At 43.7% G+C, this 15,041-nt stretch carries 11 protein-coding genes; 6 read left to right on the top strand and 5 right to left on the bottom strand.

Annotated features, from left to right (window positions below):
- Positions 1–11: 11 nt before the first annotated feature.
- Positions 12–1,817 carry an ABC transporter substrate-binding protein gene (locus FTT73_RS08730; protein ID WP_180191307.1) on the bottom strand — a complete coding sequence of 602 codons (1,806 nt, stop codon included), beginning with the start codon at positions 1,815–1,817 and terminating at the stop codon, positions 12–14.
- A gap of 22 nt (positions 1,818–1,839) precedes the next feature.
- The gene (locus FTT73_RS08725; RefSeq protein WP_180078498.1) at positions 1,840–3,597 is read right to left on the bottom strand and encodes an ABC transporter substrate-binding protein; all 1,758 of its coding nucleotides are present in this window, start codon (positions 3,595–3,597) and stop codon (positions 1,840–1,842) included.
- 724 nt (positions 3,598–4,321) lie between these two features.
- Here FTT73_RS08725 and FTT73_RS08720 point away from each other — a divergent pair.
- The 5 genes from FTT73_RS08720 to FTT73_RS08700 all read left to right on the top strand — a co-directional run bounded on the left by FTT73_RS08720 (position 4,322) and on the right by FTT73_RS08700 (position 9,656).
- On the top strand, positions 4,322–6,988 hold the full coding sequence (locus FTT73_RS08720) for a TonB-dependent receptor (protein WP_180078496.1): 2,667 nt from the start codon (positions 4,322–4,324) through the stop codon (positions 6,986–6,988).
- Between the two features lie 150 nt (positions 6,989–7,138).
- Positions 7,139–7,840 carry an energy transducer TonB gene (locus FTT73_RS08715; protein WP_180050581.1) on the top strand — a complete coding sequence of 234 codons (702 nt, stop codon included), beginning with the start codon at positions 7,139–7,141 and terminating at the stop codon, positions 7,838–7,840.
- Between the two features lie 36 nt (positions 7,841–7,876).
- Entirely contained in the window at positions 7,877–8,776 is a 900-nt protein-coding gene (locus FTT73_RS08710; protein WP_159516618.1) for a MotA/TolQ/ExbB proton channel family protein, read from the top strand.
- Positions 8,777–8,792: 16 nt separating this feature from the next.
- On the top strand, positions 8,793–9,218 hold the full coding sequence (locus FTT73_RS08705) for a biopolymer transporter ExbD (protein ID WP_159138568.1): 426 nt from the start codon (positions 8,793–8,795) through the stop codon (positions 9,216–9,218).
- 21 nt (positions 9,219–9,239) lie between these two features.
- A complete protein-coding gene (locus FTT73_RS08700; RefSeq protein WP_159516617.1) occupies positions 9,240–9,656 on the top strand; it encodes a biopolymer transporter ExbD in 417 nt (138 codons plus the stop codon).
- 57 nt (positions 9,657–9,713) lie between these two features.
- Here FTT73_RS08700 and bfr read toward each other — a convergent pair whose 3' ends face one another.
- Entirely contained in the window at positions 9,714–10,178 is a 465-nt protein-coding gene (bfr, locus tag FTT73_RS08695; RefSeq protein ID WP_005095949.1) for a bacterioferritin, read from the bottom strand.
- A 341-nt stretch (positions 10,179–10,519) separates the two neighbouring features.
- Between bfr and FTT73_RS08690 the strand changes: the two genes are divergently transcribed.
- Positions 10,520–11,587, top strand: coding sequence for an aldehyde reductase (locus FTT73_RS08690; RefSeq protein ID WP_180191291.1), 1,068 nt, complete (start codon positions 10,520–10,522; stop codon positions 11,585–11,587).
- A 121-nt stretch (positions 11,588–11,708) separates the two neighbouring features.
- Here the strand turns inward: FTT73_RS08690 and rlmF are convergent, their stop codons facing one another.
- Complete coding sequence (gene rlmF / locus FTT73_RS08685; RefSeq protein ID WP_180078491.1) at positions 11,709–12,683, bottom strand: 23S rRNA (adenine(1618)-N(6))-methyltransferase RlmF; 975 nt, start codon at positions 12,681–12,683, stop codon at positions 11,709–11,711.
- 225 nt (positions 12,684–12,908) lie between these two features.
- The gene (gene ligA, locus FTT73_RS08680) at positions 12,909–14,948 is read right to left on the bottom strand and encodes an NAD-dependent DNA ligase LigA (protein WP_180191290.1); all 2,040 of its coding nucleotides are present in this window, start codon (positions 14,946–14,948) and stop codon (positions 12,909–12,911) included.
- Positions 14,949–15,041 lie beyond the last annotated feature (93 nt).

The raw sequence follows: 15,041 nt of genomic DNA, 5'->3' as shown, positions 1-15,041 counted from the left end.
CCAGATTTTTCTTACTTTTTGCTATCAATATCGATGTACATCCACTCTGAAGACAGAATCGGATGGTTTTTATAACCAATGACCCGAGGTTGCGACAAGACATTACGATAGGTGCTATATAGCATCAGTACCGACATATTGACTTCCAGAATCCGAGACATTTTGCGATAGATTGCATCACGTTCAGGACTGGCTGGCATACTTTGGGTTTGCTCATACAGGCGGTCAAATTCAGGATGTTTGAAGCAGGCATTGTTGGTGACATTGACATTTTTGCCATAAAAAAGCTGCATGAAGTTGTCGGCATCCGGATAGTCAGCAATCCAGGCCGAGCTTTTAAACATGGTCTTACACTGTTTTTCCAGCTTGATCGCCTCGGCAAATGGCATGGCTTTGCTGACCATCTTGATCTGAATATTGTCCAGGGCTTTTTTCCAGAATTCTGCCTGTTGCTGACCACGACTGGTATTACCGACAATCAGTTCAATCTCTAAAGGCTTACCATCGGGTTGTCTGCGCCAACCATCGGCCCCGACTTTGTATTGATAACGGTCAAGCAGCATATTGGCCGCCTTGACCGAATAGGGAATACTGCTTTTATAATCCGGTGAATAACCAACCACTCCGGGTGGTACCGGCATCTGTAACTTATTGGCATCGCCCTTGAGCAAGACACTGATCATATTGTCGGTAGAGTAAGCCATGGCCATGGCACGACGTAGCGCAATTTTTTCCTTGCTGAACCCACCGACCACAGGATTCTGCATATTCCAGTAATGGTAGCCAATCAGCGGATCGGTAATCCTAGATAACTGAACCCCTTTTTGTTTTAAGGAGGGTTTGAGTAGCCCATTTTCAAGCGCCTGAACCACCATGTCGCCGTCGATTTCAGTCATGTCCAGTTCATTTTTATTAAAGGCCAACCAGCGTGACTGGGCTTCTTCAATGACCCGGATATCAATCGTGCCAATTTGCGGCATTTTTTTGCCTTGCAATGCATCCACAATGGGCTGGTCTTCGCTGCTACTGGCTTTAAAATTCCAGACAAAACTCCGGTAGTTCGGACTGGCTTTTAAAATAATGCGTGAACCCGGAGTCCAGCGTGACAATAAATAAGGGCCTGTACCGACTGGTTTGTCCATCGCAAAGCCTGCTTTATTACGGTACTTTTCAATAACTTCACGGGCAACTGCAGCTGCTGGGCCATGTGCCAGTAACATCGGAAAGTTTTGATCCGGTTGGGTCAGTTTCAGAATCAGGGTATAACGGTCTGGCGTTTGAATGCCTTCAAAGGGGTTTTCATAGACTTTGCCATTCTTTTTGCCTAAGGCGACCCATGCTTCCAGCCCTTTAATCCGGCCATCCAGCAACCAGCTATTTGGTGAATGCAAGTTGGGATCGATCAGACGTTTTAATGAATAGGCATAATCATAAGCCGTCAGTTCACGTTTCTGACCTTTAAAAACGGGATCATCGGCGAAGTAAATGCCTTTTTTGATTTTGATGGTATAGGTGAGACCATCTGCACTGACTTCTGGCATGGCAACCGCGGTATTAGGAACCAGCTTGGCTGGGGTTGCCAGATAGTCATAGCTAAACAGGTTTTCAAAAATCGCGCTATTAACCCGGGCTGAATAGGCATCGTGCGTGGCGGCGGGATCAAATCCGGTTTCTGCCACCGGAAAAACATCCCGAATCACCTTGTTAGGATCTGCAGGATTAACGGCCCATGCAGAAACGATCCCCGAACAGAGCAAACTTCCCAGCAGAACACTACCTGTCAGTTGCTTGAATTGCTTTGATAAATTTCCCTTCATCATACTCTTCATCTAAATAGGTTTATTTTTTGACTGGTTCAATATCGAGATATTGCCAAACGGAGTTCATGATTGGATGTGCCTTAAAGCCTTGAACCTGAGGGTGAATCAGCCAGTTACGCACCCGGGTATTGTGTAAAATCCAGGGATTATCGGCTTCGATTTGCCGGTTCATTTTTTCATAATAGGGCGTACGCTGATCTGGTGGCAGTTTCATAGCAGCCTGATACAGAGCATCATAGGCTTTTGAGGTATAGCAGCTCAGGTTGCCCTGCTGTGCATTTGGGCCATATAAGAGTTGAGCAAAATTTTCACCCTCCGGATAATCTGCAATCCAGGCACCGCCCCACAGCATATGTTTACATTGCGTGGCTTCTTTCAGGTTGTCGGCGAAATTGCTGATTTTAAATTCAATACGTAGACCAACTGCATCCAGATTTTTTTTCCATAATTCGGCTGCAATCACTGAAGAGCTGGAACTGGTCGAGTTCATTTTCAGTGTCAAAGGTTTGCCATCAGGCAAAGTCCGATAGCCATCTGCACCTTTTTTATAACCGAAACGGTCGAGCAGCTTGTTGGCCAAGAGCGGATTATAGGCAATACTATTTTTATAAGCTGGATTATGCCCATTCACGCCTTCGGGAATGGTCATTTCAGCTTTATCTGCATGTCCCTTATACAGCTGTTTAATGGCTTCATTCTGGTTATAAGACAAGGCGATTGCCCGACGCAGAGCGGTTTTTTCTAGTGAATTTCCACCGACCACAGGATCGCGCATATTCATGATGGTATAAGTGATTTCTGCGTCTTTATTTGGATAATGTAAAATGCCTTTTTGCTTGTATTCGTTTTTGAGCTGTTTATTGACCAGGGCCTGTTCGGCACCGCTTGCAGTGAGCCGGTCATAATCCAGTTGACCCGATTTCAGCGCCAGCCAGCGCGATTGTTCTTCTTCAATAATACTGACCTTGACCATCCCAATTTGCGGCATTTTTTTGCCGCTCATTTCTTTCACCAGACGTTGATCCCATTCGGAACCATCGCCCTTAAAGTTCCAGACAAAACCGCGATAATTCGGGTTGGCAGTCAGTTCAATACGGCTACGCGGCACATATTTGTGTAACTGATACGCCCCTGTTCCAACCGGATGCTGACCTGCCCGATGACCATAATGTTCGATCGCTTCCCGTGCGGTACCACTAAAAGCAACATAGGCCAGAATGTAAGGAAAATTCAGGTCTGAACGGGTCAAGGTAATTTGTAAGGTATATTTATCTAGAGCTTTTAAACCGGCAATCGGAGCATCATAGTTAAATTTACCCGTTTTTTTGGCCTGCTGAATGACTTGATCTGCGCCAAGAATTTTGCCTTCAATAAAGGAAAAAGAAGGTGAATGATTTTTTGGATCCATCACCCTTTGCATGGAATAAATATAATCCCGGGCGACCAGTTCACGCTTCTTGCCCTGAAAGGCCGGATCCGGACTGAAATAAATTCCTGGCTTGATTTTAAAAGTATAAACTTTGCCATCCTGTTCAACCACGGGTAAAGACTCGGCGGTATTTGGGGCCAAAATTGCAGGCCGGGCCAGATAGTCATAACGCAACAAAGGCTCAAAAATGGCCTCAGCCACGCTACCACTATAAAAATTATAGGTTTTGACCATATCAAAACCATCATCAGGCGCTTCGAAAGCCAGGTTTAAAACTTTATCCGGATGTGCAGATGATTTTGCCCAGGCAGTTTGCCCCGAGCTCATAGCCAAGGCCAAAATCGTCATGCTAAAAAGTGCTGATTTCAAATTTGTACCTATTCTTTATCTTGAAGTTTTATTGCTATAGGAAGTTTTAAATACATCATCCCATATTTGCTTCAATGGATGGGTCAAAGCTGGACAGATGGAATAAACTGAACAAAGCGAATTTCATGCCATCCTCGAAAAATAACGACTTTTTCCTGTTATTAACTCAAAAAAGCTTATTTTTATTAATCATTTAAAACATTATCAATAACATAATATTTTCCATGAATCATTAATTTAATATTTATTCTTAAAATCTAGCTCCAAGCCTAGTCTGCACAAAAATAAACCAGACCTGTTTCATATTATTGCATCCTCCCACTACTTCAACCCAAGAAAATACATACATAAGCAAATGAAATATATAGTTATTATCTTATTAAATTATTGTATATTTTATGTAAAAATCATGCACCATGATTAAACTTTATTCAATTTCCCTTTCAGTTTTAGATTCCATTCTTATTCATTAAATATTTATTTTTTACTTTCTCATGGTTTCCTATAGAGACTTTCTTCAGATTTTAAACCCTACTCTCTTAATATTTCTTCATCAGAATTTAGTAAATCTCTAAAAAAACCAAATTAAATATAATTCTTTCAATCACTTAATGTTTTTTAAAGTTAATAATTTATAAGTTGGCATTCGCTTTGCTTAAGTCCTCCCAGCACTACTTCACATAACAAAAGGGTGAAAATTACGATGAAAAAAAACAAATTGGTCGGATCTATGGGGGCTCCAACAGTTGGCAAGACAATACTCAAGTTAAGTACGCTTACCTTAAGTATGATGTGTTTTTCTTTAGCACATGCAGCAGATGAAGCAGAAAATTCTGCGGCACAACCGACCAAAGTTCAGAAAGTGACAGTGACGGGGTCGTCGATTAAAGGGGTTGCAGCACAAAGCGCATCACCAATTACTGTACTGAAAGTTGAAGATCTGGTGAATCAGGGGGTCACCACGGTTGAAGAAGCCATTAATAAAGTCAGTGCTAACCAAGCCGGCTTCGCTGTTTCCCAAAATATCGGTAAAAGTAATACTTCGGGTTCAGCTGCCAACCTGCGTGGTATTGGTACCGATAAGACTCTAGTTTTATTAAATGGCCGTCGTTTAGCAAATAGCCCTTTCAGTACCTCTGAAGTTAACCTGAATATCATTCCACTGGCGATGGTTGACCGTATCGAGATCCTGCGTGATGGTGCTTCTGCGGTATATGGTGCAGATGCAATTGCCGGGGTAATTAACTTTATTATCAAAAAAGAATACCAAGGTTTTGGTATTTCGGGCGGACTGCAAGCACCGGAAGAAAAAAATGGCGACAAGTATGATGTTTCGATTTTCGGTGGTTATGGGGATTTGGACGAACAGGGATTTAACGTTTATGGTGTAATCGACTATCGTACTTCCGATATGATTATGGCCAAAGACCGTAAAGTCAGCCGTCGTGGTGGCTTGATTCCTGAACTCAACATGTCAATTGGTTCCGGTTCGGGCTTTCCTGCTAACTTGCAATCCTCAACTCTAGGCATAGTTAACCCTTATATTAATCAGAACTGTAATAATGCTCCAAATATGTTCATCTCAGGGAGTCGCTGCCTGTTAAATACTCAAGCACTCATTGGCATTACTCCAGATGAAGAAACCTTTTCTGCTTTAGCCAAAGGTACATTTAAACTCACCGATTCATTAAATGCAGTTGCTGAATATATTTATACCGAAAGTGAAGTGACCACTTCAATTGCCCCAGATGTATGGGCTGGAACCCTTTCTATTCCAGATACCAGCAAATATTACCCGGGCCAAGGTATTACGCCAGGCATTGCTGGTCTTACAGATACAAGAGTCCCACTTTTTTTACGTTCACAGTCAGGTAACCGCGTTTCTCAATCAGTGAATGAATCAAACCGGTTCTTTGCAGGAATCGAAGGTGAGGTTTTAGGTTGGGATGTAAATGGTGGCGTAACTTATGCCAAAAGTGAAGCAACTGACAATTTCGTCAGTGGTTATCTGAACCAGAGTCAGGTTCAGGCTGCGCTTAATGATGGCACCTTAAATCCATTTGGTCCTCAGGCAGCTGCAGATGCTGGAAAATGGTCGACCTTTGATGTAGCAGGCGCGACCAATATGGCTAGCCTGGATTCCACCACCGTAGATTTCACTGTCAGTCGTCCAATCTACGAACTACCTGCGGGTGAAGTTGGCTTTGCCTTGGGCGGAAGCTTTACCACCCAGGACTGGGAAGCCAAGGTCAATGCAGATCTGGTTCGCCAGGTTCCAGGAAGCGGTATTGATCCGGACAAGCCTTCAAGCCAAGGTGATCGTGATATCACTGCAGTATTTACAGAATTACATATTCCGATCCTGCCGAGCTTAGAAGCTCAACTTGCGGCGCGTTATGATGACTATAGTGACTTTGGTGACACTTTTAATCCAAAAGTATCTCTACGCTGGGAACCAATGAAAGAACTGATGTTCCGTAGCTCTTATAGCACCGGATTCCGTGCACCAAGTATGTGGGAAATTAACTCCTTACAAAGTGAAACCAATACCAGCACCAACTTTAATAACCCGCGTTTTTGTAATGCAGACGGCACACCAAACAACATCGAGTTTTCCGATCAATGTGGCATGCAGTTCAAGCGTAAACAGGGGGGTAATCCGGACTTACAGCCAGAAGAATCAACCTCTTTTACAGCCGGTTTCGTGTATGAACCGATCAAGAATCTGGTCTTCACTGCCGATTACTACAATATCGATATTGAAGGTCTAGTTAGCTCAGTTACACCTAATGATATTTTTAATGATCTTGATCGCTATGGCAACCTGATCGTTTATGCACCAGATGGCCGTATTCAGTATTTAAACACCACCTTACAAAATATGGGTGGCTTAAAAACTGAAGGGATTGACCTTAGCCTGAATTATTTAACCCCAATGACAGCGACCGGCCGCTTCGGTTTCGGCATTGATGGGACCTATGTCATCAAAATGGATGAGCAAGAAGAACCGGGTGGCTCATGGAAAGGTTTGGTGGGCATCTATGATGATCCTGCAGTCGTTCGCTGGAGACATATTGCCAATATTAACTGGTCTTATGAAAACTGGAAAATGAGACTAGAACAACAATATATCCGTGGTTATGAAGACTTTTCACAAGAACGTGATGTAAGTGCTTATACGCTTTATAACTTTGCAGGAACCTATAACGGATTCAAAAATCTGGAGCTAACTGCTGGTATCCGTAACATGTTTGATGCAGAACCACCTGCTTCTGATGCAACCAATAATGCCCAATACGGCTATGATCCTCGTCATGGTGACCCAATGGGCCGTACCTACTTCTTACGTGGTACCTATAAATTCTTTTAATTAATCTTTTCGCAAACACTGCTGCCAAGCGGTGTTTGCAGTTTTCCCCGTTTAATTTTAGTCGAACAAAAAAATAATGCTGCCTGTAACCAAAAACAATTTTCTCATCAGTGCACTATTTCCTGTTTGTCTTAAATTCTAGGAGTCATGATGGGCACAAAGTTTGAAGACTTAGAAAAAAACTCCGCCAAGAAACTGACGGGTATTGGGGTGGTGGTTTTTTTGCATATCCTGGTTGGCCTGGTACTCATGGCGGGTATGGCAAAAGACATTATTAAACCGGCCGAACAGCCGGTTGAGCTGATGATTATCCAGGATATTAAGCTACCTGAACCTGAACCACCAAAAGAAACCCCGCCAGAACCACCGAAAATAGTGGAAAAAGTGGCACAAGTGCCTGAGCTAAAACCGGTTGAAAAAGTGGTTCCTGTACAGAAAATGCTTGCTACACCCACACAAGCAACGACTGTTGCAGTACCTACACCTGTTGCCGCCAGTCCTTCGCCAAGTCCCGTGGCAGCACCGGCTCCAGTCGTCGCAGCTGCTCCAGCACCAACTCCTCCACCCGCTGGTGTAACTCGCGGTGTGGCACAAGGTGAAGTAGGTTGTAAACGTCCTGACTATCCACGCGATGCACTCATGAATGAAGAACAAGGTGAAGTCCTGATCTCTGTCTATGTAAATACCGACGGTAAGGTCAAAGATGCCAAAGTAAAAAGTTCGAGCGGTAGTCGCTCACTGGATCGTGCAGCATCTAAGGCATTCAGTTTATGTACCTTTAAGCCGGCCATGAAAAATGGTGAGCCGCAAGAATCTTGGTATGACATTCCCTATGAATTTGTCCTTGACTAACAGATACAACAGATAAAGAAAAAAATCAGGAGATCTATGATGAAAAAATCACTAAAACCTTTAAAAAATATGACTGCTGCTGGTGTGATTGCCATAAGCGCCTTATTACCTTTGCAAGCTGTTTTTGCAGAACAGTCCGCTACTCCAAATACGAGTGCAACCACTGAAACAACGGCTACAACACCCGCAACACCTGCAACACCTACTCCGCCACCACTTCCGGCTGAACCCGTAGCCGAAGAGCCTGCGTATAATCCTTATGGTTTAGAAGCCATGTGGAAAGAAGGTGATATCGTTTCTAAAATCACCCTCTTTATTTTGGTTGTCATGTCGATCGGTACCTGGTACATCATGATCAGCAAATGCCTGCAACAAGGCAAAATACGCAAACAGGCCAAACAAGCTGAAAATACCTTCTGGGAATCTTCTTCTCTGGATAATGCGACCGAAAACCTGGACGAAGCCAGCGTCTACCGTTTTATTGCGGAAAAAGGCATCAATTCAACCAAAAATCATGGTGGTAATTTACTTGAGCGTATCGATTTCAATACCTGGGTCACCATTTCGATTTCGCGTGCAATCGACAAAATTCAGAACCATCTGAGTGGCGGTCTGGCCTTCCTTGCGACAGTCGGTTCGACTGCACCCTTTGTTGGCCTGTTTGGTACAGTTTGGGGGATCTACCATGCACTGACTGCCATTGGTGTTTCAGGTCAGGCATCAATCGATAAAGTTGCTGGCCCGGTAGGTGAAGCCCTGATCATGACTGCAATCGGTCTGGCAGTCGCAGTACCGGCAGTACTCGGTTACAACTGGTTGACTCGCCGTAATAAAGCGGTCATGGAAGAAGTGCGTACTTTTGGTTCTGATTTGCACGCAGTATTACTCAGCGGTGAAATCACGACCAATAATTCTGTTAATCGTGACGTAAAGTAAGAGTGAGGCATCAGCCATGGGAATGATGGTCAATTCAAACGACAGCGATGATGAGGTAATTGGAACCATTAATACCACACCTCTGGTTGATATTATGCTGGTTCTGCTCATTATCTTCCTGATTACTGTGCCGGTTGCAATTCATACCGTCCCTGTCGATCTACCTGAAGAAAGAAATGTGCCCTATGAAACCAAGCCAGACAATGTTCAGCTGGCCGTCAATAAAACTGGAGATATTTTCTGGAACGAAATTTATATTGCAGATAAATCCGTTTTACTGAGCCGCTTACAGGCTGAAGCGCAAAAGACACCTCAGCCTGAAGTACATATCCGCGGCGATCAGTTAACCCCTTATGAGGCGATTGATCAGGTGATTAGTACCACCCAACAAGCCGGTATTGGCAAAATTGCTTTTGTCACGACACCTCCCGCTACACCTTAAAAGTGAAGAAGGATTAAGTTTATGGGTATGAATGTGGGTTCGAATCAAGATGATGATGTGATGTTGGATGTCAACATGACGCCACTGATTGATGTCATGCTGGTCTTGCTGATTATGTTTATTATCACGATTCCATTACCAAATAATTCTATTAATATCGATCTGCCCAACGGAACGCCACCTGTGACCGATGAAAAACCGCCTGAGCTGGTGGAATTACGTCTGGATGCACAAGGCAAAATGTTCTGGAATGAACAGCCCGTAGAAAGCCCTCAGGCTCTAGAAATTCTGTTTCAAACAGTGGCCAGAAAAGCAGATCAGGATCAGATTAAAATCAAAGCGGATCGTGCCACCGAGTATAAACATATTGCGATGGTCATGGCTTCTGCACAGCGTCTGGATGTCAAAAAAATTGGAATTATGAGTAATAACAACTAACTATTTACAACATATAAAAAAAACCCAGCATATGCTGGGTTTTTTCTCAATCCGATTTTACATCTGTGATTGAATATAATTTTGCAAGCCAATCAGTTCAATTAAACGCAACTGTTTTTCTAACCAGTAGGTATGGTCTTCTTCAGTATCTGACATTTGCTGGCGCAGCATATCACGGGTGATATAGTCACCTTTTTCTTCGCACAGCTTGATGCCTTGTGCCAGTTTTTCCCGCACATGATATTCAAGTTTCAGATCGGCTTTCAGGCAGCTCACGACATCTTCACCAATCTCAACGTCATCGCGTTGCATGTTCGGTGTACCTTCAAGGAACAATACACGGCGGATAATCGCATCCGCATGCTGGGCTTCTTCCTGCATTTCGTGGTCGATACGTTCAAAGATTTTGGTTAAACCCCAATCTTCATACATCCGAGAGTGAATCAAGTATTGGTCACGAGCAGCCAGTTCGCCACCGATCAACATATTTAAATAATCTACGACTTCTGGATTACCGCGCATTTGAATTACTCCCTACCTTTATGCTGCTATTATGGAGAAAAGCATTCAGATTTGCAAAGCTTAACTATGTTAAATATTTGATTTTTATATAATTAAAATGAGAAGTACTTGCATTTACACTTCGTTCTGAATCAAATCCCATTTATAAAACAATACTTTGCATTTTTACGGCGCTCGGCTCTACAGCTAAATACACCAAAGAATGTTCAGGTTAAAATTTGTAAATATTCATGAAGATCAGTCAGATTAATAGTTTTTGTATAAACATCACCGTATTGGCGTACTTAATGCATAAATTTCGCTTATGATGCAGACAAATTTAAAACAACAATGGTTTAACTATGACACATCTATACACTACAGCGCCTGTTCTGGTTACCGGTGCATCGGGTTATATTGCCAGCTGGGTTATCCAGAAATTACTCACGCAAGGCTATACCGTACATGCCACGGTACGTGACCTGAATAAAAGTAAAAGCTTTGCCCATTTAGAAAAAATTGCCGACAGCACTCCGGGAACTCTCAAGTTATTTCAAGCCAATTTATTAAGCCCGGGTTCTTTTGATCAGGCCATGCAAGGTTGTGAAATTGTCTTTCATATGGCCTCACCTTTTGTGGTCACCAACTATAAAGATGCAGTCAAAGATATTATTGAACCTGCGGTGTTAGGCACTGAAAATGTATTGAATAGTGTCAATCAGACCGCATCCGTAAAACGTGTGATCGTCACATCGAGTATCGCATCTACCTATGGCGATGCCATTGATATTCTACAAACTGAACATAACAGTTTTGATGAATCATGCTGGAATACCACCAGTTCGGCCACGCATCAGCCTTATCCTTATTCCAAAGTCATGGCAGAGCGTAAAGCCTGGGAAATGGCTGAAGCACAAGATCGCTGGGATCTGGTCTGTATCAATCCAGCGCTAGTCTTTGGTCAATCCCTAACACCAACTACTCAGTCGGGCAGTGTCGAAGTCTTGCAGCAATTTGCCAACGGCATGATGCTGCTTGGCGTTCCACCGATGTGGAATGGCGTGGTCGATGTTCAGGATGTCGCTGAAGCGCATATCCGTGCTGCATTTAATCCGCAAGCGCATGGCCGTTATATCATTTGTAGTGAAAGCTTAAGTCTGCTGGAAATGGGCCAAATTCTACGGGCACATTTCGGCAATAAGTTTCCGTTCCCACGCAATCAACTGCCCAAAGCAGCCTTTAAACTGTTCGGGCCTGTAGCAGGTTTTAGCCGCAAATTTGTAGAACTGAATATGGGTTATCCAATTTTCTTTAATGCACAAAAAAGTAAGGATGAACTCGGTCTGGAATATCGTCCGGTGAAAGAGAGTCTGGTCGAGCACTTCCAGCAATTACTAGATGATGGTGTGGTGAAAAAATATATTCCTTAATCGTACTTGCTCAAACCTGATCTGACAGTTACCGATTTTTTTATTGTGTCTGTCAGATTAAATTTGAGCTACTACACCGACTTATACGCCCACAAGCTCACTATTCCTGCCTAAAAACAAGCTAAGCAGAAGTCCAACGCGCATTTTTCCACGCTTGCTGTTGCTTTGCATCTAGAAAAGTCCAAGCCACAAAACGACTCTCTTTTTGCCCCTGCGTCATTTTAATGGTTTTTACCTCCACTGCACCGCACTTACGCAAGGTATTTAACAGCATAGGCAATGTGGTTTTCTTAGAAACCAGTGTACTAAACCAAAGACATTGCTCAGCAAACTGTGTGCTCTCTTGTACCATCTGGCAAACAAAGCGTTCTTCTCCACCGTCACACCACAGCTCGTTCTTTTGTCCGCCAAAGTTTAACACCACTTTAGACCGATCAACCGGTTTACCAAGTTTGCGTATTTTTTGCGTTGCTGTGGCATTTGCTTCATCTTGCGAAGCATGAAATGGTGGGTTACACAGGGTCAAATCAAAACGATCTGAAGGTTTAATCACACCTTTGAAAATATTGCTCGGTGTCTTTTGCAATCGAATCTGAATCCCCTTCCTGAGATTTGGATTTGCCTCCACAATAAATTGAGCACTTTTTACCGATGCAGGATGAATGTCTGAGCCAACAAATTTCCAACCATAACTACGATGACCAATAATCGGATAAATACAGTTCGCGCCCACCCCAATATCTAATACGTGAACGGCGTGTCCTGTTGGAATCTGACCTTTATTGCTATCACTCAACAAGTCCGCTAAATAGTGAATATAGTCGGCTCTACCCGGAATAGGTGGGCAAAGATAATCTTGAGGAATATCCCAATATTGAATACCATAAAAATGCTTGAGCAATGCTTTATTGAGCATTTTCACAGCTTGAGGATCAGAAAAGTTGACTGAAAGATCGTTATATTGATTCGGGCTGACAAAAGGGGCAAGTTCCGGACAACTCTGGATTAACTGAGGAAAATCGTAACGACTACAATGCAGATTTCGTGCATGTAATTCCGATTTTTGTTGCGGAAAAGATTTCTTTGCTTGAGCCATGTGTATGCCAATCATCAACGGGAGAACAGAATCAATAAGGCAGGATCTATACCTGCAAATGAATCGATATTGTACGTGAATTCAACTCACATTGCCGAACCTGTCCTTGTATTTGTCTATCCTCCCCCTCTCATTCACCTATAGTTTTGAACTAGCAATAAAAAAGACACCTGAAGATTCATCATCCTCGGTGTCTTTTTTATTTGAGTCATTGTTTAGAACTGATTAGTCTTCGATTTGCCCATGCTCTTTCATCAAAGCAATAAATTGCGCTTCATTGATCACAGGTACACCGAGTTTTTCTGCTTTATCGAGCTTAGAACCCGCTTTTTCACCCGCAACCACACATTTGGTTTTACTGGACACACTGCCACTGACTCGTGCACCTAAGGCTTGCAATAACTGGGTTGCATCATCTCGTCCCATACTGCTTAAAGTCCCGGTGACCACCCAGCTTTCGCAGTTTAACGGCTGACGGGTCGGTGCAATCGGTGCATCCCAGTGAATACCGGCAGCCAGTAAACGATCCAGAACTTCCAGGTTATGTGGTGCCTGGAAGAAATCCAGAATCCATTCCGCAGTGATATCACCTACATCTGGAGTTTTCTTTAATGCTTCCAGATCTGCCTCACGTAATGCATCCAAGGTCTGGAAATTATTGGCCAGCATGCGCGCTGTAGTTTCACCCACGCCACGAATACCGAGTGCATAAATAAAAGCGGCCAGTGTGGTTTTCTTACTGTTCTCAATAGAATCTATTAAATTCTGAACAGATTTTTCACCCATTTTTTCAATCTGTAGTAGCTGCTCACGATGTTCATGCAGGTGATAAATATCCGAGACATCTTTCAGCAGATTTAGATGCAGCAAAGATTCTGCCCAGCGATCCCCCAGACCCTCAATATCCATGGCTTTACGTGAAACAAAGTGACGAATCGCCTCAATACGCTGCGCTGCACAATACAGCCCACCCGAACAACGCGCCAAGGCTTCGCCTTCCGGCATCACCACCGGTGAATCACAGACTGGGCATTGCTCAGGTAAATGCACTTCAACGGCATCCATCGGGCGGAATTCCGGCCAGACTTTTTCCACTTTAGGAATTACATCGCCACTTCGGTAAACACTGACGGTATCGCCAATCCGTACATCGAGACGGTGAATTTCACCAATATTATGCAAGGTCACATTAGAAACAGTCACGCCGCCGACCGCGACCGGATTCAAACGCGCCACTGGCGTTAATGTACCAGTACGTCCCACCTGCCAGTTAATATTTTCAACCGTGGTCAAGGCTGCAACTGCGGGGAATTTATAAGCGGTGGCCCAACGCGGCTCCCGGCTCAGAAAACCGAGTTGCTGCTGCTGTTTCAGGTCATTGACTTTAATCACCATGCCATCAATTTCTACACTGAGGCTGGCACGTTCCTGAATAATCTGTTCATAGACTTTTTGCACGTCCTGGATACTGTCACAGATAAAGTGACGCTCGCCAACCGCAAAACCGAACTGATGTAACCATTCCAGACTGGCAGACATTGTGCCTTGCCCATGATGCGGTACGCATTGTGCAATTCCATAAGCATAAAAAGCCAGTGGCCGTAATGCGGCAATATTCGGATCCAGCTGACGCAAACTGCCTGCCGCCGCATTACGTGGATTGGCAAAGGTCTTTTCACCTTTGGCTGCATTGGCGGCATTCAGTTTTTCAAAGCCGGATTTCGGCATCAACACTTCGCCGCGTACTTCTAACAAATCGGGAATGATGCCATTCACTGATGATAAAAGTTTCGGCAGATTGCGAATGGTTCGGACATTCTGGGTAATGTCTTCACCGGTTTCCCCATCACCGCGGGTCACACCACGGGTCAAGACACCATGCTCATACCACAGGGAAATGGCCAGTCCGTCAAATTTCAGTTCAACATCATATTCAATTTCTTGATTCGGTAAACGTTCTTCAATACGGCGGGCAAAAGCAAACAGGTCGTCCTGATGAAAGACATTGCCTAATGACAGCATCGGAACAGCATGCGTAACGGTGACAAATTTTGAAAGTGCTTGCCCACCGACTTTATCGGTCGGGCTATCGGACTGGATCAGATCGGGATATTGTTGTTCTAGGGCTTTGAGCTGATGAAAGAACTGATCATATTCACTGTCTTCAATGCTCGGTTGATCCATCACATAATAAGCATGGTTATGCTTGGCAAGCAGTTGAATCAGTTGACGCATTTGCGCAATGACAGTGGCATCTTGGGTCATAATTTCACCATAAAAAAGGGCGGAAAATCCGCCCTGTAGAATATTCAGCTTTTGGCTATTATAAAAATTGCAGTCTCCAGATTCAACTTGGAG

It is taken from the genome of Acinetobacter sp. YH01006 (assembly GCF_013420445.1).
Lineage (GTDB): Bacteria > Pseudomonadota > Gammaproteobacteria > Pseudomonadales > Moraxellaceae > Acinetobacter > Acinetobacter pseudolwoffii.
This window is presented reverse-complemented; position numbering and strand designations above follow the sequence as displayed.